The 24,407-nt window shown below is 61.1% G+C and carries 26 protein-coding genes; 22 read left to right on the top strand and 4 right to left on the bottom strand.

The annotated features are described in order from the left end of the window. Position 1: 1 nt before the first annotated feature. The gene (locus tag ESZ53_RS00130; RefSeq protein WP_129070976.1) at positions 2-778 is read left to right on the top strand and encodes an SseB family protein; all 777 of its coding nucleotides are present in this window, start codon (positions 2-4) and stop codon (positions 776-778) included. A 97-nt stretch (positions 779-875) separates the two neighbouring features. On the opposite strand, the gene ESZ53_RS00125 is transcribed toward ESZ53_RS00130, so the two are convergent. Then, positions 876-1,226, bottom strand: a complete 351-nt coding sequence (locus tag ESZ53_RS00125) for a DUF1844 domain-containing protein (protein ID WP_129070975.1) — start codon at positions 1,224-1,226, stop codon at positions 876-878. A gap of 324 nt (positions 1,227-1,550) precedes the next feature. Here ESZ53_RS00125 and infC point away from each other — a divergent pair, with 324 nt between their 5' ends. From infC to ESZ53_RS00030, 19 genes are all read left to right on the top strand, one after another. After that, entirely contained in the window at positions 1,551-2,153 is a 603-nt protein-coding gene (gene infC, locus ESZ53_RS00120; RefSeq protein ID WP_129070974.1) for a translation initiation factor IF-3, read from the top strand. Further along, entirely contained in the window at positions 2,146-2,340 is a 195-nt protein-coding gene (gene rpmI / locus ESZ53_RS00115; protein ID WP_129070973.1) for a 50S ribosomal protein L35, read from the top strand. Before infC ends, rpmI begins: the two co-directional genes overlap by 8 nt. 18 nt (positions 2,341-2,358) lie before the next feature. Continuing rightward, on the top strand, positions 2,359-2,745 hold the full coding sequence (rplT, locus tag ESZ53_RS00110) for a 50S ribosomal protein L20 (RefSeq protein ID WP_009771944.1): 387 nt from the start codon (positions 2,359-2,361) through the stop codon (positions 2,743-2,745). 104 nt (positions 2,746-2,849) lie between these two features. Beyond that, the gene (locus ESZ53_RS00105) at positions 2,850-3,653 is read left to right on the top strand and encodes an RNA methyltransferase (RefSeq protein ID WP_129070972.1); all 804 of its coding nucleotides are present in this window, start codon (positions 2,850-2,852) and stop codon (positions 3,651-3,653) included. Between the two features lie 92 nt (positions 3,654-3,745). Beyond that, positions 3,746-4,498 (top strand): amino acid ABC transporter ATP-binding protein, encoded by a 753-nt coding sequence (locus ESZ53_RS00100; protein WP_129070971.1) that lies wholly within the window; start codon positions 3,746-3,748, stop codon positions 4,496-4,498. 37 nt (positions 4,499-4,535) lie between these two features. Beyond that, positions 4,536-5,411, top strand: a complete 876-nt coding sequence (locus tag ESZ53_RS00095) for a glutamate ABC transporter substrate-binding protein (RefSeq protein WP_129070970.1) — start codon at positions 4,536-4,538, stop codon at positions 5,409-5,411. 77 nt (positions 5,412-5,488) lie between these two features. Next, on the top strand, positions 5,489-6,157 hold the full coding sequence (locus ESZ53_RS00090) for an amino acid ABC transporter permease (protein ID WP_129070969.1): 669 nt from the start codon (positions 5,489-5,491) through the stop codon (positions 6,155-6,157). Next, positions 6,154-7,098: an amino acid ABC transporter permease gene (locus ESZ53_RS00085; RefSeq protein ID WP_129070968.1), complete on the top strand. Its 945-nt coding sequence runs from the start codon at positions 6,154-6,156 to the stop codon at positions 7,096-7,098. Before ESZ53_RS00090 ends, ESZ53_RS00085 begins: the two co-directional genes overlap by 4 nt. A 51-nt stretch (positions 7,099-7,149) precedes the next feature. Continuing rightward, positions 7,150-8,190, top strand: a complete 1,041-nt coding sequence (pheS, locus tag ESZ53_RS00080; protein ID WP_129070967.1) for a phenylalanine--tRNA ligase subunit alpha — start codon at positions 7,150-7,152, stop codon at positions 8,188-8,190. Then, entirely contained in the window at positions 8,190-10,682 is a 2,493-nt protein-coding gene (gene pheT, locus ESZ53_RS00075) for a phenylalanine--tRNA ligase subunit beta (protein WP_129070966.1), read from the top strand. The genes pheS and pheT overlap by 1 nt, the downstream gene beginning before the upstream one ends. Before the next feature lie 281 nt (positions 10,683-10,963). After that, a complete protein-coding gene (argC, locus tag ESZ53_RS00070) occupies positions 10,964-12,010 on the top strand; it encodes an N-acetyl-gamma-glutamyl-phosphate reductase (protein WP_129070965.1) in 1,047 nt (348 codons plus the stop codon). Further along, a complete protein-coding gene (gene argJ / locus ESZ53_RS00065) occupies positions 12,007-13,158 on the top strand; it encodes a bifunctional glutamate N-acetyltransferase/amino-acid acetyltransferase ArgJ (RefSeq protein ID WP_129070964.1) in 1,152 nt (383 codons plus the stop codon). Before argC ends, argJ begins: the two co-directional genes overlap by 4 nt. After that, entirely contained in the window at positions 13,158-14,072 is a 915-nt protein-coding gene (gene argB, locus ESZ53_RS00060) for an acetylglutamate kinase (protein ID WP_100390107.1), read from the top strand. Before argJ ends, argB begins: the two co-directional genes overlap by 1 nt. Further along, the gene (locus ESZ53_RS00055) at positions 14,069-15,256 is read left to right on the top strand and encodes an acetylornithine transaminase (RefSeq protein WP_129070963.1); all 1,188 of its coding nucleotides are present in this window, start codon (positions 14,069-14,071) and stop codon (positions 15,254-15,256) included. The genes argB and ESZ53_RS00055 overlap by 4 nt, the downstream gene beginning before the upstream one ends. Continuing rightward, positions 15,253-16,179 carry an ornithine carbamoyltransferase gene (argF, locus tag ESZ53_RS00050; RefSeq protein WP_129070962.1) on the top strand — a complete coding sequence of 309 codons (927 nt, stop codon included), beginning with the start codon at positions 15,253-15,255 and terminating at the stop codon, positions 16,177-16,179. The genes ESZ53_RS00055 and argF overlap by 4 nt, the downstream gene beginning before the upstream one ends. 68 nt (positions 16,180-16,247) lie before the next feature. Next, entirely contained in the window at positions 16,248-17,447 is a 1,200-nt protein-coding gene (locus ESZ53_RS00045; RefSeq protein ID WP_129070961.1) for an argininosuccinate synthase, read from the top strand. A 2-nt stretch (positions 17,448-17,449) separates the two neighbouring features. Then, positions 17,450-18,886 carry an argininosuccinate lyase gene (gene argH, locus ESZ53_RS00040; RefSeq protein ID WP_129070960.1) on the top strand — a complete coding sequence of 479 codons (1,437 nt, stop codon included), beginning with the start codon at positions 17,450-17,452 and terminating at the stop codon, positions 18,884-18,886. A 2-nt stretch (positions 18,887-18,888) separates the two neighbouring features. After that, on the top strand, positions 18,889-19,476 hold the full coding sequence (locus ESZ53_RS00035) for a DNA-3-methyladenine glycosylase (RefSeq protein ID WP_129070959.1): 588 nt from the start codon (positions 18,889-18,891) through the stop codon (positions 19,474-19,476). Then, positions 19,476-20,393, top strand: coding sequence for a DUF817 domain-containing protein (locus ESZ53_RS00030; protein WP_129070958.1), 918 nt, complete (start codon positions 19,476-19,478; stop codon positions 20,391-20,393). The genes ESZ53_RS00035 and ESZ53_RS00030 overlap by 1 nt, the downstream gene beginning before the upstream one ends. Positions 20,394-20,489: 96 nt before the next feature. Here ESZ53_RS00030 and ESZ53_RS00025 read toward each other — a convergent pair whose 3' ends face one another. Both ESZ53_RS00025 and ESZ53_RS00020 read right to left on the bottom strand, forming a co-directional pair. Continuing rightward, positions 20,490-21,044: a hypothetical protein gene (locus tag ESZ53_RS00025; RefSeq protein ID WP_129070957.1), complete on the bottom strand. Its 555-nt coding sequence runs from the start codon at positions 21,042-21,044 to the stop codon at positions 20,490-20,492. Beyond that, a complete protein-coding gene (locus tag ESZ53_RS00020; protein ID WP_168187161.1) occupies positions 21,041-21,679 on the bottom strand; it encodes a DNA-binding protein in 639 nt (212 codons plus the stop codon). The genes ESZ53_RS00025 and ESZ53_RS00020 overlap by 4 nt, the downstream gene beginning before the upstream one ends. A gap of 132 nt (positions 21,680-21,811) precedes the next feature. Between ESZ53_RS00020 and tyrS the strand changes: the two genes are divergently transcribed. After that, entirely contained in the window at positions 21,812-23,122 is a 1,311-nt protein-coding gene (tyrS, locus tag ESZ53_RS00015) for a tyrosine--tRNA ligase (protein ID WP_129070956.1), read from the top strand. Between the two features lie 33 nt (positions 23,123-23,155). Here tyrS and ESZ53_RS00010 read toward each other — a convergent pair whose 3' ends face one another. Next, a complete protein-coding gene (locus tag ESZ53_RS00010; RefSeq protein ID WP_168187160.1) occupies positions 23,156-23,740 on the bottom strand; it encodes a TetR/AcrR family transcriptional regulator in 585 nt (194 codons plus the stop codon). Positions 23,741-23,788: 48 nt separating this feature from the next. Between ESZ53_RS00010 and ESZ53_RS00005 the strand changes: the two genes are divergently transcribed. Further along, a complete protein-coding gene (locus tag ESZ53_RS00005; protein WP_129070954.1) occupies positions 23,789-24,277 on the top strand; it encodes a DUF3995 domain-containing protein in 489 nt (162 codons plus the stop codon). Positions 24,278-24,407: the final 130 nt, after the last annotated feature.

Raw genomic sequence — 24,407 nt, 5'->3', positions numbered from 1 at the left:
CATGACAGCGGAATCGAACGCAACGGACTCTGCCGGTGTTCCGTGGGCAGGACGCTCGTTCGAGCCCAATCCTGCTCCGGATGACGACGGCCGCGCCCCCGAAGAGCTCATGGCCGCGATCACTCGCTTTCACGCCGGCGACGCCACCGAGACCGAAGTCGTCGATCAAGTACGTACCTCGCGTCTGTTGATCCCGCTCCTCGCCAAGGCGGGGGAGACCGGCACAACGACCGAGGGTCTCACGGTCGATAAGACTCAAGAGCTGTCGATCGTGACGGTCACCGGGCCCGATGGCCGCGCTGTGTTGCCGGTATTTAGTTCCGTCGATGCGATGAAGACGTGGAACCCGGATGCTCGGCCGGTGCCGGCGGCGGGCACCCGCGTCGCGCTGGCGGCCGCGAGCGAAAATACTGACCTGGTGATCATCGACCCGCTGAGTGATAGCGAGTTCATCATCCGTCGTCCGGCTGTCTGGGCAATTGCACAGTCAGTCGAGTGGACACCGAGCTTCTTGCGCACAGACGTGCGGGACGAGTTCGCGGCATCTGCTGCTGAGGAAGTCGACGTCGTCGATGTTCAGCTTCTTGCGGGGGACCCCGGAGCCCGCCTTCAGGGCCCTGAATTGGTCGTGCAGATCGCTATGCGCGAGGGACTTGATCGTGAGGCTCTCGATGGCATCATGGAACGTCTTCGCACGAGCTGGAGCTCGTCCGAGCTCATCGCAGAATCAGTCGATTCGCTCGCGATTCAAGTCGTGCGGGCTCCCGCAGCTGAGTAGCGCTGCACACCCGCCGATAACCGAGTCGACGAGCAATCTAGCCGACGGCAATCACGCTGAATCGCCCAGCGGCCCGAGAGCCACTGGGCGAGCATGGCTAGTTAACGGGACCGGTGTACTTCTCGCCGGGCCCCTGGCCGGGAGCGTCAGGGAAGCGTGATGCTTCGCGGAACGCGAGCTGCACCGAACGCAGACCGTCACGAAGTGGACGAGCGTGGTGGTTTCCGATCTCTGGAGCCGCAGCGGTCACAAAGCCGGCGAGAGCGTTGATGAGCTTGCGCGCTTCGTCGAGGTCTTTTTCAGCCTCGGCGTGTGGTCCGTCGGAGAGGCCAAGTTTTACGGCGGCGGCGCTGAGCATGTGTACCGCGACGGTATTGATTACCTCAACTGCGGGTACTTCTGAGATGTCGCGAAGTTCGTTGTAATCCTCATTGGTGGGCTCGCTCATGATGTCCTTCGCTAATTGGGGTTCGCTCTGCTATCCTTATGCAGGCCCGGGGCTCGCCCCGGATACGAAAGTGGAGATTCTCCCACCTGTCAACCGCATACAAGGTTACCGGGTAGTTACACCCCGCACAGTCCGCTGGCGGTGCAGTACGCATGATCAGATTTCTGACTGTGCGAATTGTTCCGGATATCGGCTGAGCAGCTTTAAAGGGTGATGCAGCATTGCTGCGTGACGAACCTCTTTCGTGCCATGGCATCCGCCACACTGTGTTTGTGAAACGCTCTGCGTTTACGCAACGCACCACGAAAACTAAGGAGAACACGCATCAGCGATCCCCGTACCAACGACCGAATCCGAGTCCCTGAGGTCCGTCTTGTCGGACCCGGTGGCGAACAAGTCGGTGTCGTCGCTATCGACGTCGCCCTCAGACTCGCCCAAGAGGCAGATCTTGATTTGGTCGAGGTTGCTCCCAGCTCCAAGCCTCCCGTTGCCAAGATCATGGATTACGGCAAGTTCAAGTACGAAGAGGCGCAGAAGGCGAAAGAAGCTCGTCGTAATCAGACGAACACGATCCTTAAAGAGGTTCGTTTCCGTTTGAAGATCGACAAGCACGACTACGAAACCAAGCGCAAACGTGCCGAAGGTTTCCTTTCAGGCGGCGACAAGGTCAAAGCAATGATCTTGTTCCGTGGTCGTGAGCAGTCACGTCCTGATCAGGGCGTCCGTTTGCTCCAGAAGTTTGCCGAAGATGTGTCCGAGTTCGGAGCAATCGAATCGACTCCGACCATTGACGGCCGCAACATGGTCATGATCATTGGCCCACACAAGACCAAGGCAACAGCTAAGGCTGAAGCCGAGGCCCGCAAGGTCGCTAACAAAAAGCCTCGTGAGGCAGAAGTTCCAGAGAAAGAGGAGAAAGATGCCTAAGCAGAAGACGCACTCAGGCACCAAGAAGCGTTTCAAGGTCACCGGTAGCGGCAAGGTCATGAAGCAGCAGGCTGGTATGCGACACAACCTCGAGGTCAAGAGCAGCAAGCGCAAGCGCGCGCTGAACCAGGATCAGGTTGTTGCACCGCAGGACGCCAAGACAATCAAGAAGCTTCTCGGTAAGTAAGGGTTTAGGAAATACATCATGGCAAGAGTTAAAAGGGCGGTAAACGCTCACAAGAAGCGCCGGGTTATCCTCGAGCGCGCCAAGGGTTACCGCGGACAGCGTTCGCGTCTGTACCGTAAGGCCAAGGAGCAGGTCACTCACTCGCTCGTCTACGCGTACCGCGACCGTCGTGCCCGCAAGGGTGAATTCCGTCGCCTGTGGATCCAGCGCATCAACGCTGCTTCGCGTGCCAACGGACTGACCTACAACCGTCTCATCCAGGGCTTGAACCTGGCCGGAGTTCAGGTTGACCGTCGTATCCTCGCTGACCTCGCCGTCACCGAGCCCGCCACGTTCGCCTCGCTGGTTGCAACCGCTAAGGCTGCACTGCCCGCTGACACGTCGGCACCCCGTTCGGCTGCGTAACTAGCCGCACAACTATTCGTGCAATCGGCACGCTGTAGAGGCCAATCTGGTCCCCGCAGCGTGCCGATAGCCGTTTAACGGGGCTGCAAGCTTAGGGTTGACGCGTGATTGATAACCCGCGTTCTCCACGCGTACGAGCAGTAGCCAAACTCGCTAAGAAGAGCGCCCGGTCTGAGACTGGGCTTTTTCTCTTAGAGGGTCCGCAGTCGGTTTCCGAAGCTCTCGAGTTTCGTCCGGATCTCTTGGTCGAGCTGTACGCCACTCCCACCGCCCTTGAGCGCCACAGCGGTATCGCTCGCGCCGCCGAGGAAGCGGGGGTTGAAATTGAGTTTGTATCGGAGCAGGTGCTCGAGACAATGGCCGACACCGTTACGCCTCAGGGCGTGCTCGCGGTGTGCCGTCAATTCCCCACCTCGTTAAAGGACATCCTTGCGGATGGCCCCAAGCTCATCGCGATCCTCGAGGAGGTTCGCGATCCCGGTAACGCTGGCACGATCATCCGAGCCGCGGATGCCGCTGGCGCTGACGCAGTCATCCTGACTGGCCGCAGCGTTGATCTTTACAATCCCAAGGTCGTTCGCGCCACCACGGGATCGCTCTTCCACGTGCCTGTCGCTGTGGGGGCGGAGCTCGAAGAAGTGCTTGAACGTGTCAAAGGTGAAGGCGTGCGTATTTTGGCCGCCGACATCAAGGGCGGAGATCTCTTGGCTGCGCGCAACGAAGGTGTGCTCAACCACCCGTCAGCGTGGTTGTTCGGTAATGAAGCCCGTGGCCTTACGGATGAGCACTATGTGCTCGCCGACTGGGTTATTTCGGTGCCCATCTACGGCCACGCGGAGTCGATGAATCTCGCGACCGCGGCGTCGGTGTGTCTGTACGAGAGTGCATTCGCGCAACGCAGCAACTAGCGCGAGACTTTGTTCGTGTTTTAGTGTCACGAGCGTGTTACGACTAGGCGCGCCGATTGACCGTGGTTGAACGCATGTGATTATCTTTCTGTATGGCAGCACAGAGCGGTGAACCTCTGGTCGTAATCGACCATGTCAACAAACATTACGGTGAGCTTCACGTGCTCAAAGACATCTCCACCACCATTAAACGTGGTGAGGTAGTTGTCGTTATTGGGCCGAGTGGTTCAGGTAAGTCCACGCTCTGTCGTGCGATTAACCGGCTTGAGACCATCGATGACGGCACCATCACTATTGATGGCAAGCTGCTTCCTGAAGAGGGCTCCGGCCTAGCCAAGCTGCGTGCAGACGTCGGCATGGTCTTCCAGTCGTTCAATCTCTTCGCCCACAAGACGATTCTTGAGAACGTCACCCTCGGTCCGCGCCGCGTGCGCAAGCTATCCAAGGCCGAGGCCGATAAGAACGCGATGGAGTTACTCGATCGCGTCGGTATCGGCAACCAAGCGTCCAAGATGCCGGCTCAACTCTCTGGTGGCCAGCAACAGCGCGTCGCTATTGCACGCTCTCTCGCCATGGACCCGAAAATCATCCTTCTCGACGAGCCCACCTCGGCTCTTGACCCCGAGATGATCAATGAGGTTCTGGATGTCATGGTGCAGCTGGCAAAAGACGGCATGACCATGCTCGTGGTCACCCACGAAATGGGCTTCGCCCGCAAGGCGGCCGACCGCGTGATTTTCATGGCGGATGGCGAAATTGTTGAAGAGGCCGAGCCCGAGCAATTCTTCACCAACCCTCAATCTCCGAGAGCGCAAGACTTCCTCTCGAAAATCCTTACCCACTAACTCAGCGGGTAATCCTCACAGCAGCAAGGAGAAAAACATGAGACTCAAAAAAGGTCTGATGATTTCTGCCATCGCCGTCGTAGGTCTTCTTGGCCTCGGCGCATGTGCAGCAGACACTTCGTCTACTACCGATGACACCGACATGGTTGTTCCTGACTTCGAAGCAGGCACCACGATGGCTGACCTCGCTGAGGCCGGAAAGATCACCATCGGCACCAAGTTTGACCAGCCGCTGTTCGGTCTTAAGGGACCGTCGGGCGACCCCGTTGGCTTCGACGTCGAAATTGGCAAGATCATTGCCGCTTCGCTCGGCATTAGTGAAGACAACATCGAGTGGAAAGAAACTGTTTCCGCTAACCGCGAGACGTTCATCCAGAACGGTGACGTAGACATCGTTATCGCGACCTACACGATCAACGACACTCGCAAGGAAGTTATTTCCTTCGCTGGTCCTTACTACAACGCTGGTCAGGACATCCTCGTTCTCGCAGGTAACCCCGAGGGCATCACTGGCCCCGAGGACCTCGCAGGCAAGGACGTCTGCAGCGTTGCCGGTTCGACCTCAGAGAAGAACATCGCTGAGTACGACGTCAACCTCATCACCACTGACGCCTACTCCGCTTGCCTCGAGCCGCTTCGTAGCGGCAAAGTTATCGCTGTCACTACTGACAACGTGATCTTGGCAGGACTTGCCGACCAGAATGCTGGTGAGTTCGAAGTTCTCAGTAACCCGTTCACCGAAGAGCCTTACGGCATCGGTCTCGGCCTCGAAGATGACGCGTTCCGCGACTACATCAACGATGTTCTTGAGACTTCGTACTCTGACGGTTCGTGGGATGCTGCGTGGAACGACACTGCAGGCCAGGTCCTGAAGCTTCCGACCCCGCCCGCTGTAGACCGCTACAGCAACTAGTGTGCTCGGTGCTCGCTCGCCTCTAGCGCGAGCGAGCACCTTTCACGTTCTTTTCTTTTACATTCCAGGAGGCCCGGATGGACGTCATCACTAACGCGATCGACGCCCTTGTCGATATAACGCCGCTCTATATGCAGGGCTTTCTTCTGACGCTGGCCCTTCTGGGCATCGCGGGCGTCGGCGCGTTTATTCTTGGGGTTCTGATCGCGGCGATGCGTATCTCGCCGGTTCCGTCTTTGCGCATTTTTGCGACCGTCTACACGGAAATTCTGCGTAATATCCCGTTGCTGCTGGTCCTCTTCTTCTGTGCGTTTGTTCTTCCCATCCTTGGTGTGGATCTCGACTACTTCTTGCTAGCCGCGCTTGGCCTAACGCTGTACACCTCGCCATTCGTTGCGGAAGCGGTGCGTTCCGGATTCAACGGAGTTCCCGTGGGCCAGGCCGAAGCCGCCCGCAGTATCGGTATGGGATTCACTCAGACAGTTGGTCTCGTGATTCTTCCGCAGGCCAGCCGTATGGTGGTTCCGCCACTCATCAACGTGTTCATCGCGTTGACCAAAAACACTTCGGTGGCCGGGGCGTTCTTCGTCAACGAGCTCTTCAAAGCAACGGGATCCGCGTCGCGTGACCACGGCGACCTCGTGCTTCTTACCCTCGTTTACGCCGCTGCGCTGTATTTGGCAATCACTATTCCGCTTGGGCTGATAGCCGGAGCGATCGAGAAGAAGGTTATGGTGCTGCGATGAGCGCGAGCGTACTGTACGACGCCCCCGGTCCTAAGACCCGGCGCAACTCGGCCATCGCATCTGTTGTCGGTGCCGTTCTGATTATCGGGCTCATCGTCTGGGTCTACTTCATCCTCGCGGCTCCTCGCGTCAGTGCTAACGGCGCCGAACAGCCCGGGCTTTTCGACCCGTCGCGAACCGACATCCTCTCCGACCCCGAAATCTGGGGCGCTTTTGGCCGCGGTGTGGTCAACACTCTCCGCATGGCGGGAGTGGCGGCAGTGCTCGCGATCATCATCGGTATCTTGTTCTCCTTTGGACGCACCGCAGCATCCAAGTGGATTCGTATCCCCACCTCGATCGCTCTCGAGATCTTCCGCGGCATGCCGCTGTTGCTCCTCATCTTCTTCGTGTTCCTGATGTTCTCGACCGGTGGCTACTGGGCCGGTGTACTCGGTCTCGCGATTTACAACGGCGCGATCATCGGTGAAGCGTTGCGAGCCGGCATCAGTTCTCTACCCAAGGGGCAACGCGAAGGCGGTCTGTCAATCGGGCTCACCTCGCTGCAGACTCGGTTCATCATCGAGTTTCCGCAGGCTTTCCGTCAGATGTTGCCAATCATTCTGGCGCAACTCGTGGTTCTGCTAAAGGACACATCGCTTGCCTACGTGGTTGCCTACCCGGAGCTCTCCCGCACGATCAAGGAGCTCCAGAACTTCTACGGCAGCCGCTACGTCTTCACACTGTTCGCCATCGGTCTGGTCATTTACCTCGTCATGAACGTGAGCCTCTCGTACATCGCGCGCTACGTCGCCAAGAAGAGCGGGCCGAAGGATGGTGCAACCACTCCGGATGTTCCTAAGCAACCGGGAATCGACGGCACGCGTGCCATCACGATGCCACCGCGCGGTCATGCCAGCTACGGCATTGACAACGGCAGCACTGGCGGCGGCGGGTACTAGCCCTGCACGGCGGGCCGCTCACGACAGCGGTGTCCGCTAAACTCGGTTCTTGTGTCTGAACCCACCCCGATCACAGAACCAGCGGTAACCGCAGCGGTCGAAGCAGCTCTTGCTGCCATCGAATCCGCCGCGACAATGGCCGACCTCAAAACGGTGCGCGGCGCCCATCTTGCCGAGGGCTCGCCACTGGCGGCGCTCAACGCTCAGATGAAGAACGTGGCGCCCGCCGACCGAGCTGCCACGGGCAAGCTCATCGGTGGCGCGCGCGGTCGCGTCAATGGCGCGTTTAGTGCGCGAGAGGCCGAGCTGGCCGTCGCTGAAGAGCAGGCCAAGCTTGCGGCAGAGGCTGTGGATGTCACGGCCGTTGCCACTCGCTATGTTAAGGGTGCCCGGCATCCGCTGAGCCTGCTCATGGAGCACATGAGCGACATCTTCGTCGGCATGGGGTGGGAGGTCGCCGAAGGCCCCGAGCTCGAAAATGAGTGGTTCAACTTCGACGCGCTCAACTTCGACGAAGATCACCCCGCGCGGGCGATGCAAGACACCTTCTTCATCGACCCCGTCGACTCGCACTTGCTGCTGCGCACGCACACGAGCCCGGTTCAGATCCGCTCTCTGCTTGAGCGTCCGCTGCCGGTGTACGTCGTCGCGCCCGGTCGCGTGTTCCGCACCGACGAGCTCGACGCCACGCACACGCCCGTCTTCCACCAACTGGAAGGCATCGCGATCGACAAGGGCCTCACGATGGCTCACCTCCGCGGCACGCTCGAGCATCTCGCTCGCGCCATGTTCGGCGAGGGCGCCCAGATTCGTCTGCGCCCCAACTACTTCCCCTTCACGGAGCCCAGCGCTGAAATGGATGTCTGGCAGCCGAACGCTAAGGGTGGCGCACGCTGGGTGGAGTGGGGCGGCTGCGGCATGGTCAACCCGAACGTTTTGCGTGCCGCCGGCATCGACCCCGAGGAATACCAGGGCTTTGCGTTCGGTATGGGAATTGAGCGCACGCTCCAGTTCCGCAATGAAATGAATGACATGCGAGACATGGTCGAGGGCGATATTCGCTTCTCCCAGCAGTTCGGAATGGTGGTCTGATGAAAGTTCCCATGAGTTGGTTGCGGGAATTCGTTGAGATCCCCGCAGACATTACGCACGAGCAAGTTCATGCCGCCCTCGTCAAAGTCGGCTTTGAAGAAGAAGACGTTCACGGCTTCGATATCTCGGGCCCGGTCGTTGTTGGCCAAGTGCTCGAGTTCGTTGGCGAGCCCCAGTCCAATGGCAAGACCATCAACTGGTGCCAGGTCGACGTTGGCGAAGCCGAGCCTCGCGGCATCGTGTGCGGAGCCCACAACTTTGTTGTCGGCGACAAGGTCGTTGTGACTTTGCCCGGTTCGGTTCTTCCTGGCCCGTTCCCCATTGCCGCGCGCAAGACCTATGGTCACGTCTCCGATGGAATGATCGCGTCTACTCGTGAGCTCGGTCTCGGAGACGAGCACGACGGCATCCTCGTGTTGTCCACATTGGGTCTCGATCCCGAGGTCGGAACGAGCGCGATCGAGCTGCTCGGTCTCGATGACTTCGCGGTAGAGATCAATGTCACGCCCGACCGCGGCTACGCCATGTCACTCCGGGGCGTCGCCCGCGAATACGCGCTCTCCACGGGGGCAACATTTACTGACCCTGCTGATGCTCCTACCATCACCGAGGCCAGCGGATTCCCGGTTGTCATCGCTGATGACGCACCGATTCGTGGTCGCGCCGGAGTGCGAGCCTTCGTGACGCGTGTCGTACGGAACGTGGATGTCACCAAGGCAACGCCCACGTGGATGATTACGCGTCTGACGCTGGCCGGCATCCGCTCGATCTCACTCACGGTCGACATTACGAACTACGTGATGCTCGAGCTCGGGCAGCCGATTCACGCATACGACCTCGATCGTGTAGCCGGTGGGCTCAGGGTTCGTCGCGCTCACGCAGGGGAGACCCTCACGACGCTCGACGACAAAGCCCGCACGCTCAACCCCGAGGATTTGCTGATCACCGATGAGTCAGGCCCGATCGGGCTTGCTGGCGTCATGGGTGGTGCGAGTACCGAGATTACGGATGCCTCCACCAACGTGCTTATCGAAGCCGCAAACTTCGAGCCTATTTCGATCGCGCGCACCGCTCGTCGCCACAAGCTCGGCAGCGAAGCATCGCGTCGCTTCGAGCGCGGAGTCGACCCGCTGGTGGCTCCTGCCGCTGCGGCGCGCGTCGTCGAGCTGCTGGTCGAGTTGGGCGGCGGAACCGTCGATGAGCTCGGCAGCGACCTGCTCGCCGATCACACCGCGGATGCCGTTGACCTGCCCGAGGGCTACGCTCAGGGCCTCATCGGCGTGCACTACTCCGCTGACGAAATCACTGATTCGCTGCAGGCGATCGGCGCAACGGTCGAATCAACCGACACCGGCTGGAGCGTCACACCGCCCAGCTGGCGCCCCGACCTCGGCGATAAGACAACGCTCGTTGAAGAAGTGGCTCGCATCGTGGGCTACGACCGCATTCCCGCCGTGCTTCCGATTGCACCTCCGGGCCGCGGGCTTACGCGGGCGCAGCGACTGCGACGTACGGTGTCGAACAGCCTTGCAGCATCCGGTCTCACCGAGGTGTTGGCCTACCCGTTCATCTCCCAGCACTCGAACGACCTCTTTGGTTCGCCGGAGGCCGGGGGAGCGACAACGATCAGGCTTGCCAACGCTCTGGATCCGGATGCCGCCACGATGCGTCGCACGTTGATCCCAGGCCTCGCGGCGATCGCCCACCGCAACGTGTCTCGTGGGCTGACCGACTTGGCGCTCTTCGAGGTCGGAACAGTGTTCCTGCCCGAAGCTGGCCGTAGCTACGGCAGTGCCTCGTTGCCTCTCGGTTACGAGCTGCCGAGCGACGCTGATCTCGCGGACCTTCGCTCGAGCATCCCGGACCAGCCGTGGCACGTCGCCGCGCTGTTCCTTGGCGATGCCGTGACGCGTCAACCGGGCCAGCAGCCCGTCTCCCGTGGACTCGCGGATGCTCTAGCAACTGTTCAGCACGTGGCGGCGACGCTCTCGGTGGAGATCGACATTGTCACGGGCAGCCATCACTCAATGCACCCTGGCCGCACCGCGGAACTTCGCGTGGGTGACAAGACCGTGGGCTACGCCGGTGAACTGCTTCCCGCACTCGCTCAGGAGCTCGACCTGCCTCGTGTCGTTGCGGTGCTTGAAGTCGACCTCACCGTGCTGATTCAGCATGCGGCAGAGGATGTCGCAGCGACGCCAATTGTCTCCTACCCGGCGGCAACCCAGGATCTTTCTCTGGTGGTGCCGACCGAGGTTCAGGCCGGAGAGCTCTTGGCTCTCATCCGCGAGGGGGCCGGCGAGCTTCTGGAACAGGTGCGCCTCGTTGACGACTACCGCGGCACGGGCATCCCCGAAACGCACAAGTCGCTGACGTTTGCTCTGCGCTTCCGCGCCCCGGATCGCACGCTCACGCAGGTCGAAGCCACCGACGCGAAGAACGCTGCCGTCGCTCTCGCTGGTGAGCGGGTCGGAGCTGAACTGCGCGAGTAGAAAAACCTAGAAACGCCGAAAGCCGGTCGTCACCATTGCGGTGGCGACCGGCTTTGTGTGTTTGTCGATTAGCTTGCCGCCCGTTGGGGGCACTACGCTAGAAATGTGACCGACCTCCGCGCCTGCTGCCAGCGACTCTCGCTGCGCTTTGTCGCGCCGTCTTCGCCGGTACTGCGCGGGGCTGACGAGCGACGATAGGCGGAGTTTTGCCATGACCCACGAGGTCGTGTGAAACGCCGCCGCAAGTGTTCTCGTTTCCGAACCCCACTGAAGGTAAATCCATGTCAATTTCGGTCGCTGTGGCCGGCGCCAGCGGTTATGCCGGTGGCGAGCTTCTTCGCCTCTTGTCCACCCATCCAGAGCTCGACGTTCAAACAGTGACAGCGTTTAGCAACGCTGGCCAGCGCTTGATCGATGTGCAACCGCATCTGCGGTCGCTGTCGCACCTCGAACTCCAGCCGACCGAGCCGTCTGTGCTCGCCGGCCATGATGTCGTTTTCTTCGCCCTGCCGCATGGCAAGTCGGGGGAGTTGACGGCTGAACTCAGCCCCGACACCCTCGTCGTGGACTGTGGCGCCGACCACCGCCTGACGAGCCCCGATGACTGGGCTGCGTTCTATGGCGGTGAATACTTCGGTGCCTGGGATTACGGGATGCCCGAACTGCTGCATGCCGCCGGCGGCACGCAACGGCAGGCGCTCACCGGGTCGAAGCGTATCGCGGTGCCCGGATGCAATGTCACCGCGATCACGCTGGCTCTCGCCCCCGGCATCCGTTCCTCTCTCATCGAGGCCGAAGACATCGTTGCAGTGCTGGCTGTCGGCCCTTCTGGCGCGGGCAAGAGCCTCAAAGTGAATCTGCTGGCGAGTGAAATGATGGGCTCAGCCTCGGCGTATGCCGTGGGCGGCACTCATCGCCATACTCCCGAGATCGCTCAGAACTTGAAGGTTGCGGGCGCTGCGAGCGTCACCGTCTCATTCACCCCGATGCTGGTGCCGATGTCGCGGGGAATCCTCGCCACGACCACAGCGAAACTTGCTGACGGTGTTACTGCCGCTCAGGTGCGCGAAGCGTGGGAGACCGCGTACGCCGATGAGCCTTTCGTCCACGTTTTGCCCGAGGGGCAGTTCCCCCGCACGGCGGATACCCTCGGTGCCAACACGGCTCTCATCGGCCTGGCTATCGACGAGGCCGCTCGTCGTGTCGTCGTTATCAGTGCGATCGACAATCTCGTCAAGGGCACCGCAGGCGCCGCCATTCAATCGACAAATATCGCGTTAGGCCTTGAGGAAACCCTCGGTCTCGCGCTGGACGGAGTAGCACCATGAGTGTCACAGCAGCCGCAGGATTCGAAGCCGCCGGTGTCGAAGCCGGTCTCAAGGCGAGTGGTGGCCTCGATGTCGCCCTCGTCGTTAATCGCGGGCCCCGCTTCGATGCGGCCGCGGTCTTCACCAGCAACCGTGCCCAAGCGCATCCGATCATCTGGTCGAAGCAGGTCATCGACGATGGTGTCGTCACGGCGATCGCCCTCAACTCGGGTGGGGCTAACTGCTTTACCGGGCCGCAGGGTTTCCAGGTGACGCACGCCACCGCCGAGCACGTTGCTGAAGCACTCGATGCGTCGGCGGGCGACATCCTTGTCTGTTCGACTGGTCTCATCGGCGAGCAGCTCCCGCAAGACAAGGTTCTCGCGGGCATGTCCGCCGCAGCCACCGCGCTCAGCGCCGAGGGCGGTACGAACGCCTCTCTCGCGATCATGACGACCGACAGCAAGCCCAAAACGGCTATCGCGACCGGCATCGGTTACACCGTCGGTGGCATGGCTAAGGGTGCCGGGATGCTCGCGCCCGGCCTTGCGACCATGCTCGTGGTTATCACCACTGACGCCGCTGTCGCCGCCGCTGACCTTGACGCCGCGCTTCGCGAAGCCACTCGAGTGAGCTTCGACCGCCTCGACTCTGACGGTTGCATGTCGACGAACGACCAAGTGACGCTCATGGCGTCCGGTGCCTCGGAAGTGACGCCTGACGCAGCCGAGTTCGCCGCGCTCGTCACGAGTGTGTGCAACGACCTGGCCGAACAGCTGCAGGGCGATGCTGAGGGCGCGAGCCACGACATCCGCATCGAAGTTGTCGGCGCTGAGAGCGAAGACGATGCTGTTGTCGTCGGCCGCTCAGTTGCCCGAAACAATCTGTTCAAGGCCGCGATCTTCGGCAACGACCCCAACTGGGGTCGCGTCTTGGCCGCGATCGGGACCACGGATGCCGCGTTCGACCCCTACGCGGTCGATGTTTCGATGAACGGTGTGCGGGTCTGCCACGCGGGTGCCCCCGACCGTTCGCGCGACGAGGTGGATCTCACAGGACGCGCTGTGCACGTGCTGATCGATCTGGCGACGGGCGATGCCGAAGCAACCATTCTGACCAACGACCTCACGCACGATTACGTGCATGAGAACAGCGCGTACTCCAGCTGATGCCGGCTTTTACACACGGCGCTGAACACGAGCAGGCCATGACGAAGGCGGGAGTGCTGATTGAGGCGCTCCCGTGGTTGAAGCGCTTTCGCAACCGCATCATCGTGGTGAAGTTTGGCGGTAACGCCATGATCAACGACGAACTCAAACGCGCCTTTGTGCAGGACATGGTGTATCTGCGCCTTGCCGGCGTTCGCCCCGTGATTGTTCACGGCGGTGGGCCCCAGATTACGAAGGAGCTCAAGATTCGCGGGATCGAGTCGGAGTTCCGCGCCGGCTACCGGGTCACGACCGAAGAGTCGATTGACGTCGTGCGCGATGTGCTCACCGACCAGGTGGGCGCTGAACTCGTCGATCTCATCAATGAGCACGGAGATCTTGCCAATGGCATTGCCGGTCATGAGCATTCCCTTTTCATCGGTGAGCGCATGATCAAGGAGATTGAAGGCAAGCGTGTTGACCTCGGCCTCGTCGGCAACGTCACCGAGGTTGACCCCCAGCGGGTGCTCGATGTGCTGGCCAGCGACAACATCCCCGTGGTCTCGACGCTCGCTCAAGAAGCCGGCGAGATTGCGGATGACGCGTCTGGCCTGCTGAATGTGAATGCTGACTCCGCCGCGGCGGCGCTGGCCATCGCGCTTGACGCAGCCAAGCTCGTCATCCTCACCGATGTTGCTGGTCTCTATAGCGACTGGCCCAACCGTGAATCACTCGTCTCGATCATCAACACTGATGAACTCCGTGAACTGCTGCCGAGTCTTGAATCGGGCATGATCCCCAAGATGACCGCGTGCCTTGAAGCCGTGGATGCCGGTGTGCCGAAGGCCGCCATCATCGACGGTCGTGCTCCGCACTCGATCCTCCTCGAAGTGTTCACGCAAGACGGAATTGGCACTGAGGTGGTACCCGCATGACCTGGAAAGATGACTACGCCCATCGCATGATGAACACGTTCGGTGTGCCGAAGGTGGAGCTCGTGCGCGGTGAGGGCTGTACTGTCTTCGATTCCGACGGCAAGCGCTACCTCGATTTTCTCGGCGGTATTGCCGTGAACTCTCTCGGCCATAATCACCCGGCGGTAGTGGGCGCACTCACGAGTCAAGCGAACCTGCTGCACGTTTCGAACTTCTTCGCGACGGAACCACAGCTCGCGCTCGCCGAACGCCTTCTGCGCATTTCTGGGGCGGGTGACGAGGGGCGTGTCTTCTTCGCGAACTCAGGCACCGAGGCGAACGAAGCTGCCGTGAAGCTCGCTCGGTTGACAGGCCGCCCCCGCATCCTGTCGTTAATGGATTCGTTCCACGGCCGTTCGATGGGCGCACTGTCGATCACCGGCAAGGCCTCGTTGCGCGAGCCGTTCGAGCCATTGCTCCCCAACGTTGAGCACATCGACACCACGATCGAGGCGCTCGCCGCAGCGATCGGGCCGGATGTCGCAGCACTCTTCGTCGAGCCCATCAAGGGCGAGGCTGGCGTGCAGCCGCTTCCCGAGGGTTACCTCGAAGCAGCGCGAGAGCTCACCACGCAACACGGTGTGCTTCTCATTGTCGACGAGATCCAGACCGGAGCCGGGCGCACCGGGCGCTGGTTTGGCTTCCAGGAAAGTGGCATCGTTCCCGATGCGATCACCCTTGCGAAGGGCATTGGCGGGGGAGTACCGATTGGTGCTCTCGTGACCTTTGGGGCGGCATCCGCTCTCCTGAAGCCCGGGCAGCACGGCACGACATTTGGCGGAAACCCGCTCGTGTGCGCCGTGAGCAACGCTGTACTGAAGCAGATCGAAAACGATGACCTCGTGGCGAACTCCGCTGCGCGAGGTGCCCAGCTGCGTACAGCGATCGAAGCGATCGGATCACCGTTGGTGAGCGAGTTGCGCGGTCGCGGGCTCCTGATCGGCATCGGCCTGTCGCAGCCCGTCGCCCAGCAGATTGTGGCAATAGCACTTGACCACGGGCTCATCGTCAACGCTCCCAATGCGTCGACCGTTCGACTCGCCCCACCTCTGATCATTGGCGACGCCGAGATCACCGAATTCATCACCACGTTCAGCGTCGTGCTGAACGCAGTACTTCAGAACACTCTTACGGAGGCATCATGACCAGGCATTTTCTTCGCGACGATGACCTCAGCCCGGCTGAACAACTCGAAATTCTTGATCTTGCCGAGAAGGTCAAGGCTGACCGTTGGGGCCGCAAACCCCTCGAAGGCCCTCAAACGGTCGCGGTGATCTTCGACAAGTCGTCAACGCGCACTCGCGTGTCTTTCGCAGTCGGCATTGCTGATCTTGGCGGTTCGCCGCTCATCATCTCCACGGCCAATAGCCAGCTGGGCGGCAAGGAGACGGCATCCGACACCGCTCGCGTTCTCGAGCGCCAGGTCGCGGCCATCGTGTGGCGCACCTATGGGCAACAGGGCCTCATCGAGATGGCTCACGGTACGCAGGTTCCCGTCATCAACGCCCTGAGCGATGAGTTTCACCCGTGCCAGCTGCTCGCCGATCTGCTCACAATCCGCGAGCACAAGGGCGAACTCAAGGGCCTCACGGTGACCTTCCTCGGCGACGGCGCTGACAACATGGTGCACTCCTACCTGCTCGCGGGCGCCACCGCCGGAATGCACGTGCGCATCGCCTGCCCCGCAGATTACCTGCCGCTGCCGGATGTCGTAGCCGACGCCGAAAAGATCGCAGCATCCACGGGCGGTTCGATTGCCATCATCACCGACCCCGCTGAGGCCGTGACGGGTGCCGACGTTGTTGTCACCGACACGTGGGTGTCAATGGGTAAGGAAGACGAGAAGGCTGTTCGTGTGGCCTCTCTCGGAGCGTACAAGGTGGATGCCGCCATGATGGCGCTCGCTAAGCCCGACGCCATCTTCTTGCACTGCCTCCCTGCCGACCGCGGCTATGAGGTTGACGCCGAGGTTATTGATGGTCCGCAGAGCGTCATTTGGGATGAGGCAGAGAACCGCCTGCACGCCCAGAAAGCCCTCATGATCTGGCTGCTCGACCAAGCTGCCTAATTTCTTGGCGGTTTAACGCCGCCGCTGTAGTTCCCTAAACTGATTCACGACGTCAAGGAGATAAACACATGTCAGAACGCGTAGTTCTCGCCTACTCGGGCGGACTCGACACTTCGGTAGGTATCGGCTGGCTCAAGGACGCCACAGGCAAAGAGGTCGTCGCGCTCGCGATTGACGTCGGCCAGGGCGGCGAAAACATGGATGACATCCGTCAGCGCGCGCTCGACTGTGGCGCTGTTGAATCGATCGTCATCGATGCCAAAGATGAGTTCGCCGATGACTTCCTGATGCCGGCACTCAAGGCAAATGCGCTGTACCAGAAGCGCTACCCGCTGGTCTCGGCTCTCAGCCGTCCGGTTATCTCGCGCCACCTTGCGCTCACTGCCAAGGCTCTTGGCGCTGACAGCGTCGCTCACGGTTGCACCGGTAAGGGAAACGACCAGGTTCGCTTCGAGGCTGCTGTTGCGGCTCTAGCTCCCGACCTCACGAGCATCGCTCCCGTGCGCGACCTTGCGCTCACGCGTGACAAGGCAATCGTCTACGCCGAAAAGCACAACCTTCCTATTCGCCAGTCGGCTGCCAGCCCGTACTCGATCGACAAGAACGTCTGGGGCCGCGCGGTCGAGACCGGGTTCCTCGAGGACCCGTGGAACGCACCGATCGAAGAGCTTTACGAGTACACGGCTGACCCCGCCGCCGGCCTTCCCGCCGACGAAGTGACCATCACTTTCGAAGCTGGAATCCCTACCGCCATCGACGGAGTCGCGATGTCGGCTCTCGCTATCGTCGAGCACATGAATGCGCTCGCCGGCAAGCACGGCGTTGGCCGCATCGATGTAGTGGAAGACCGCCTCGTGGGTATCAAGAGCCGCGAGGTTTACGAGGCTCCTGGCGCGATGGCTTTGATCGCTGCGCACGAAGAGCTTGAATCGCTCACCATCGAGCGTGACCTCTCACGTTACAAGCGTGGAGTCGAAGCCGAGTGGTCGAACCTCGTGTACGACGGACTCTGGTACTCGGGTCTCAAGCGTTCACTCGACGCCTTCATCGATGACACCCAGCGCTACGTCAGTGGAGAAATCCGTATGACGTTGCACGCTGGCCGTGCCGTGCCGACCGGCCGCAAGTCAGAGCAGAGCCTCTACGACTTCAGCCTCGCCACCTACGACACCGGTGACACGTTCGACCAGTCGCTCGCTAAGGGCTTCATCGAACTCTGGTCACTACCGAGCAAGATCTCGGCTCGTCGCGACGCAAAGCAGGGCTAATCATGGCGCATTCTGCCGAAACTGGTGAGGGACAACTCTGGGGAGCCCGCTTCGCAAGCGGACCCTCACCCGAGCTTGCCCGGTTGAGCAAGTCGACTCACTTCGATTGGCAGCTTGCGCAGTATGACCTCGCTGGTTCGCGGGCGCACGCTGTTGCGCTCGCGGCCGCGGGGTACCTCGATGATTCCGAGCTGGAGACCATGCAGGATGCGCTGCGCTCGTTGAGCGAAGCGGTTGCTGATGGCAGCTTCACCGCCTTGGAATCGGAAGAAGACGTTCACGCCGCTCTCGAGCGTGGATTGATTGAGCGTGCCGGCGCCGAGGTCGGAGGCAAACTCCGCGCCGGTCGCAGCCGCAACGACCAGATCGCCACTCTCGTGCGCCTGTATCTCCTCGATCACGCGGGCGCTATCGCTGCGATGGTCGTTGACCTCATCGACGCCATTGTGGCGCAGGCCGAGAAGCACGACACGGCGATCATGCCGGGGCGCACGCACCTCCAGCATGCGCAGCCAGTGCTGCTCGCGCATCATTTGCTTGCTCACGCGTGGCCTCTCGTGCGCACGCTCGAGCGTTTCCGCGACTGGAAGGCTCGTGCATCCACCTCGCCGTATGGCTCCGGTGCTCTCGCCGGCAGCACTCTCGGGCTCGACCCCGCGCTGGTTGCGCGGGAACTGGGCCTTGCTCGCCCGACCGAAAATTCCATCGATGCCACCGCGAGCCGGGATGTCGTGGCTGAGTTCGCGTTCATCACTGCGCAGTTGGGCATTGATATGTCTCGACTGAGTGAAGAAATCATTCTCTGGAACACTCGCGAGTTCGATTTCGTGCAGCTTGATGATGCCTACTCGACAGGCTCGTCCATCATGCCGCAGAAGAAGAATCCCGATATTGCCGAGCTTGCGCGCGGCAAGGCGGGTCGCCTCATCGGTAACCTCACGGGGCTGCTCGCCACGTTGAAGGCACTGCCGCTCGCCTACAATCGCGATCTGCAGGAAGACAAAGAGCCCGTTTTCGACTCTGTCGAGACGCTCGAAGTCTTGCTTCCCGCGTTTACCGGAATGATCGCGACCCTGCGTTTCAACACCGAACGTATGGCAGAACTGGCGCCGCAAGGCTTCTCGCTTGCAACCGACGTTGCCGACTGGCTCGTGCGTCAGCACGTTCCGTTCCGCGAAGCCCACGAGATCAGTGGTTCGCTGGTTCGTTTCTGCGAAGAGAACTCGCTCGACCTTCACGAACCGTCGGATGCTGACTACGCTGCAATTTCGCCGCACCTCACGGGGGACGTTCGTGCAGTTCTCACGGTGGAGGGCTCGGTTTCGAGTCGTGCCGGCGTCGGCGGAACGGCTCCCGTACGTGTTGCCGAGCAGCGTGCCGAACTGACCGAACGTGTCCGCGTTCTTGCGGCTGCTCTCGACCCGCAGGTTCTCAACTAGACGTGTTCGAACTGCTCAGCAGACCGGCGACTGAGGTTGCTCCGCTGTTGCTGGGAGCTGTCGTGCGCGTCGGCGAGGTTGCGGTACGACTTACCGAGGTCGAGGCCTACATGGGCGAGGTCGATCCTGGCTCCCATGCTTTTCGCGGGCCGGGCAAACGCAACGCCGTCATGTACGGTCCGCCCGGTCATCTCTACACGTACTTCACCTACGGCATGCATACCTGTGCCAACGTCGTGTGTATGCCCGAGGGCGTTGCCTCCGGAATCTTGCTGCGGGCGGGCGAAGTAATCGAAGGCGTGGATGTCGCGGCCGAACGTCGTGCGACATCCAAGAAGCCAGCCGATCTCGCGATGGGCCCCGCCCGTCTTGCGGTGGCACTCAGCATCCGTTTGGATGACGCTGGCACCAACCTGCAGACCGGCCGCGTTCGCCTCGAGCTCCCTCAGTCGCCGTCGCCGTTCGCTGCGGGGCCGCGTACGGGCGTCGCCGGCGCTGGCGGCACGGACGAGTACCCCTGGCGTTTCTGGATTCCGGGGGAGCCGAGCGTTTCCCCGTATCGTGCCGCAGTGAAACGAAAGCGCTCCTAGTGGCGCGCTTTACTCCGCTCGAGCAGCGGATCGACGAGTGGGCGCATCGGCGTCTCGACCGGGTGCGCGGCGCGGCCGCGAACTCGTACTCTGCCACCGGCGTCAGTTCGCCGTCGCAACGCTTTCGTACCTGGACGATCGAGTTCACGGTGTTCGTTCTCAAGCAGGCGTGGGCCTGCGTGTTTGGGGGAGCGATACTCGCCGTTCTCGTACTCACTCGCCTCTGGTATCCCGAGTTGGCGTCCCTCGCCCGCAACGATTTCTTAGTGCTCGCGGCTCTCGCCATCCAAGTTCTCATGGTCGTCTTCAAGCTAGAGACGCTGCGCGAACTGCGCGTGATCATCCTGTTCCACATCGTGGGTACCGTGATGGAAATTTTCAAGACGGATGCCGGGTCCTGGACGTACGAGGGTGACGGCATGCTGCACATCTTCGGCGTCCCGCTCTATAGCGGCTTCATGTACGCGGCGGTCGGCTCGTACATGGTGCGCGTCTTCCGCCTCTTCGAACTGCGCTTCGATCACTATCCGCGGCGCTGGATCACCGTGGTCGTGGCCTCGTTGATCTACCTCAACTTTTTCAGCCACCATTTCATCGTCGACGTTCGGTGGTTCCTCTTCGCGACCATCGCGGTGGTGTGGTGGCGCACGGTCATGTACGTCAGGGTGTCGCGGGCGCGGTTCCGGATGCCCGTGCTGGTCGCCTTCGTGCTCGTGTCGATTTTCATCTGGATCGCTGAAAACGTGGCGACCTGGTCGAATGCGTGGGTTTACCCGAATCAGTCGGACGGCTGGGAACTCGTTTCGATCGCGAAGCTCGGCTCGTGGCTGCTGCTGATGATCGTGTCGGTGGTGCTCGTCACGTGGGTCGAGAAGCCCCGGCCTCCCGAGTCGCTTAGCGAGAGCGAAGCGCTTTAGTCGTAGCGGAGCATCCGTGACGCAACACCGGCAACGCAGCACCCGCAACGCGGCGCCGTTGACGCAGCGCCCTTAACGCAAGGGCGTCGGGGCTGTTTAGCGCCCGACGAGCAGCGCCGCGGTGCAGAGTCCAGCCCAGACGAGGCTCACAAGGGTGCCGATAATGAACCGCTCGCGAGCGGCGGCGTTTTCCAGTTCCGAGAAACGACCAAGTCCTTTGATAGCGACGATGATGGCGATGGCGCCGGGTTGCCACACCATGAACGAGGCGATGAACGCGAAGCGCTCGAGGTAGCCGATGGTTGTTCCGCCGCGCAAAATCTCACGCTCGGGTAGAGGCGAGTCGGCATCGATGACGAGGATGCCGCCATGTTCACCGCGTGGCGCCGGATATGACGCGAGCGACAGCACGAGAGCAACGAGCGGGCTGCCTGCAATCGTGGCGAGCGCGACGAGGGCTGCGCTGAGCAATATGACCAGCCCGGGAGTGTCACTGGGCAAAGGATTCTCGGTCGATCCGAGAATGAGCGCGATGCCAATAGGCACTAATGACACGGTGGCGAGCCAGTACTTTTCGGTGCGGGCGGCAATCATGGATGCACCGATCGCTCCGATTACGAGAACGAGTACCGCGATCCACCAGCCGATCATGACGTGCCTTCCTCTGCGCTCAGCGCATTGTCGATTACTACTCCACTGTGTGCTCTGTCGAGCAGGTTTGCAAGAGCACGAACAGCCTCTTCTTCGGTGCGTAGCCCGGCCACGAGTGCGCGTTGGCTTGCCGACTGCGGTGAGATGCCGAGCCGTTCTGCGGCATCAGCTTGAGTGATGCCGGTGGTGAGTAGATCGTAGAGCTCCCACCCGTTGGCGGTGCGCCGAGTGCGCAGCAAAATGAGAAGCTCGAGCAGCGGTTCGATGTCGCGCGCCAGTTCGTTTTCGGGGTCAGATTCTACGGCGCACTTGGCGGGGCTCTTCTTAGCGCGATCGATTGCCACGCGGGCTGCGAGAAAGGCGGCGCCGCTCGTAGCGCGCACGTTGGGGCCGTAAGGCAGGGGCACCGTGCCGATGCCGATACCGACGCTCCACTGTTCTGTCCGGGTCAGTTCAAGGGTGATGCCGAGAGCAGCGTGAGCTGAAGTGAGTAGCATCTGGGCTTCGTCTCCGGCCGTGCGTTCGGCGGGGAGTGCGAGGTCTTCCGTGCGCTCCACGTTAATGCGCTGCAGGGCTTCAGCTACGGCATCCGCGCTGCTGCGACTGTTGCGTTGGTCTGCGGTAATCACGAACATCCCTAAAGGCTACAGCATTGATTCTCAAACATCAGGCCCACAACACTGATCTCTCACAATCAGGCCCTCAGCACTGTTCCGGATTCCGTCGCTGATCTCGGAGCTGTGCCGAAAGGCACTACGGTTAATGACGTGTCAGCGACAGCATCAGAATCCCTCAGCACTCAAAGTAACGACAGCTCTTTCGAGAGCCTGTGGCAAGAACTCACGTGGCGTGGCCTCGTGCATGTCTCCACCGATGCGGATGCCCTCGAGAAGCTTCTCGACGGCGACCCGATCACGTACTACTGCGGCTTCGATCCCACGGCCCCCAGCCTCCACTTGGGAAACCTCGTGCAACTGCTGCTACTGCGCCGTCTTCAGCTGGCCGGCCACAAGCCTCTTGGTCTCGTCGGGGGAGCGACCGGCCTTATCGGCGACCCGCGACCTACGGCCGAGCGCACTCTTAATGACAACGAGACCGTTGCCGAATGGGTCAGCTACTTGCAGGCTCAGGTCTCGAAGTTTTTGAGCACCGAGGGTGACAATGCCGTGCGCATGGTCAACAACCTTGATTGGACGGCGCCGATGAGCGCCATCGACTTCCTGCGCGACGTCGGCAAGTACTTCCGTGTCGGCACCATGATCAAGAAGGATGCCGTGAGCGCGCGCCTGAACAGCGACGCCGGCATCAGCTACACCGAGTTCAGTTACCAGGTCATGCAGGGCATGGACTTCTTGCAGCTCTACCGCAACTACGACTGCGTGTTGCAGACCGGTGGCAGTGACCAGTGGGGCAACCTCACGAGCGGGAGTGACCTCATCCACAAGGCTGAGGGTTCGAGCGTTCATGCCATCGGTACCCCCCTCATTACGAACTCTGACGGCACCAAGTTTGGCAAGAGCGAGGGCAACGCCATTTGGCTCGACTCGAACATGACGAGCCCCTACGCGTTTTACCAGTTCTGGCTCAATACTGATGATGCGGATGTCATCGAGCGCGTCAAGATCTTCACCTTCTTGACGCGCGAGCAGATCACCGGGTTAGAAACCGCAGTTGCCGAGGCGCCGTTTAGGCGTGAGGCGCAAAAGACCCTCGCGTACGAAGTGACATCTCTCGTGCACGGTCGCGCAGCAACCGAGGCGGCGATCGCTGCATCGGCCGCTCTCTTTGGCCAAGGAGAGCTGGCGTCTTTGGACGCCGATACGTTGGCGGCGGCACTGCGCGAACTTGCTCACGTAGAGACGTCAGCGGATGCCACAATCGTGCAGTTGCTCGCCGATACCAAGCTGGTGTCGAGCGCGAGTGAAGCGCGTCGCGCTATTTCGCAGGGTGGCGTCTACCTCAACAACGTTGCGGTGGCGGATGACCAGGCGATAGTCGGCAGCGATCTTCTCGCCGGAAATGTAGCGGTCCTTCGTCGTGGCAAGAAGACACTCGCGGGAATCTTCGTTACGTCCTAACGCGCTAGCGTTTTAGCTCGCTGGCGTTGTGTTCTATGAAGCGCTGTCCGTTGCGGGCGGCGTGAGTTGCTGCACCATCTCGGTGATGTCCGCTGAGGTCCCGGTCCCGACTTGAGCGTCGGTGGGGAGTGTATGGCGCAAAACCTGCAGTCCCAAATAGGTCGAGTAGCACGAGCGCGCCCACAGCCGGGAGCGATGTTCATCGAGTCCGAAGTCTCGGTAAATTTCTTCGAGAAAGCGAAGCCGTGCGGTCGTGACGGCGTCGATGACGGGCGTCGCGATCGGGTCTTGCGACGTGAGGATGTAGTACTCGAGCCCATCGCGCGGGTCGCGGCCGATCGAGGCGCCCAAGATGGCGGCTAATCGTTCGTGCGGTGACGCCAGATCGTTGAGCTGATCGATCAGATCCTGTGTAGCGCGCTTTTTCCAGAGCTCGAGGGCACTGTCGAGTAGAGCGGCTCGTGAGGAGAAGTGGTGATAAGCGCTGCCTTTGGTGACCCCGAGTTCGGCTGCGACCCGTTCCATGTTGATGGCCGCTAGGCCTTCTCGCGCTCCGAGAATGAGAGCAGCAACGGCCCAGCGCTCGGGGGTTAGTCGCTCAGTGCGGGGGAGTGCCATGGGCAAATCGTACTCCGCGAACCCGGACGTGGATGCTAGCCTGAGGTCATGAACATACGCATGCGTATCTTGGCCGGTTCCTTTCTCGCTCTGACACTTGCAGTGTTGGCGATACTCCATATCCTGTGGGGTTCAGGCATCCCGTTTCCGGCTGAGTCTTTCGACGAACTCGGCGGAGCAGTGGTGCCGAGCGGAGTGTGGCCAAGCCCCATGCTCACCTTCCTTGTCGCTGCAGCCCTGTGCGGGGCGAGTGTTGCTGTCGTGCTCCGGATGTTCGACCTCGCGCGACCGCGTTCGATCCTGACCCCGTGGTTGATCTTCGCCAGCTACGCCTTGGCGGTTGTCTTCGCGCTGCGGAGTATCCTGGGGTTCCTCATCAGCTCAGGACTGTGGGGCATCGACCCGGCGGATGCCACCTTCCATCGCTGGGATCTCCTGGCGTATTCGCCACTGTGTTTGCTGCTCGCACTGTGTGCGTTGGCTCTCGTGCGACAGCGCGATTCGAACGCCAACGCAGCTCTCGATTCCCGCACTTAGGTGGCGACACGCCCGGGATGCGCATCGTGTTGGTGGGGCACTCAGAATGCACGTATTGTTCTTTCTAGTCACCCCAAAGGTGCGGAAAACGAAGTCAGCTTTTGCTGCTGAGTTTCCGGCCTCAAGTGGG

Origin of the sequence: Salinibacterium sp. UTAS2018, from assembly GCF_004118935.1 — a bacterium.
Lineage (GTDB): Bacteria > Actinomycetota > Actinomycetes > Actinomycetales > Microbacteriaceae > Rhodoglobus.
Note: the sequence above shows the minus strand (reverse complement) of the source record. Positions and strands in the feature narration are given on the sequence as shown.

Coding starts and splice junctions, on each gene's coding strand:
- ESZ53_RS00095 (WP_129070970.1), top strand. CDS start 4,536: ATGAGACTCAAAAAAGGTCTGATGATTTCTGCCATCGCCGTCGTAGGT.
- argJ (WP_129070964.1), top strand. CDS start 12,007: ATGAGTGTCACAGCAGCCGCAGGATTCGAAGCCGCCGGTGTCGAAGCC.
- rplT (WP_009771944.1), top strand. CDS start 2,359: ATGGCAAGAGTTAAAAGGGCGGTAAACGCTCACAAGAAGCGCCGGGTT.
- ESZ53_RS00005 (WP_129070954.1), top strand. CDS start 23,789: ATGAACATACGCATGCGTATCTTGGCCGGTTCCTTTCTCGCTCTGACA.
- argH (WP_129070960.1), top strand. CDS start 17,450: ATGGCGCATTCTGCCGAAACTGGTGAGGGACAACTCTGGGGAGCCCGC.
- rpmI (WP_129070973.1), top strand. CDS start 2,146: ATGCCTAAGCAGAAGACGCACTCAGGCACCAAGAAGCGTTTCAAGGTC.
- ESZ53_RS00125 (WP_129070975.1), bottom strand. CDS start 1,226: ATGAGCGAGCCCACCAATGAGGATTACAACGAACTTCGCGACATCTCA.
- pheT (WP_129070966.1), top strand. CDS start 8,190: ATGAAAGTTCCCATGAGTTGGTTGCGGGAATTCGTTGAGATCCCCGCA.
- ESZ53_RS00090 (WP_129070969.1), top strand. CDS start 5,489: ATGGACGTCATCACTAACGCGATCGACGCCCTTGTCGATATAACGCCG.
- argB (WP_100390107.1), top strand. CDS start 13,158: ATGCCGGCTTTTACACACGGCGCTGAACACGAGCAGGCCATGACGAAG.
- argF (WP_129070962.1), top strand. CDS start 15,253: ATGACCAGGCATTTTCTTCGCGACGATGACCTCAGCCCGGCTGAACAA.
- ESZ53_RS00010 (WP_168187160.1), bottom strand. CDS start 23,740: ATGGCACTCCCCCGCACTGAGCGACTAACCCCCGAGCGCTGGGCCGTT.
- ESZ53_RS00130 (WP_129070976.1), top strand. CDS start 2: ATGACAGCGGAATCGAACGCAACGGACTCTGCCGGTGTTCCGTGGGCA.
- ESZ53_RS00020 (WP_168187161.1), bottom strand. CDS start 21,679: ATGTTCGTGATTACCGCAGACCAACGCAACAGTCGCAGCAGCGCGGAT.
- ESZ53_RS00085 (WP_129070968.1), top strand. CDS start 6,154: ATGAGCGCGAGCGTACTGTACGACGCCCCCGGTCCTAAGACCCGGCGC.
- ESZ53_RS00025 (WP_129070957.1), bottom strand. CDS start 21,044: ATGATCGGCTGGTGGATCGCGGTACTCGTTCTCGTAATCGGAGCGATC.
- argC (WP_129070965.1), top strand. CDS start 10,964: ATGTCAATTTCGGTCGCTGTGGCCGGCGCCAGCGGTTATGCCGGTGGC.
- ESZ53_RS00055 (WP_129070963.1), top strand. CDS start 14,069: ATGACCTGGAAAGATGACTACGCCCATCGCATGATGAACACGTTCGGT.
- ESZ53_RS00045 (WP_129070961.1), top strand. CDS start 16,248: ATGTCAGAACGCGTAGTTCTCGCCTACTCGGGCGGACTCGACACTTCG.
- ESZ53_RS00100 (WP_129070971.1), top strand. CDS start 3,746: ATGGCAGCACAGAGCGGTGAACCTCTGGTCGTAATCGACCATGTCAAC.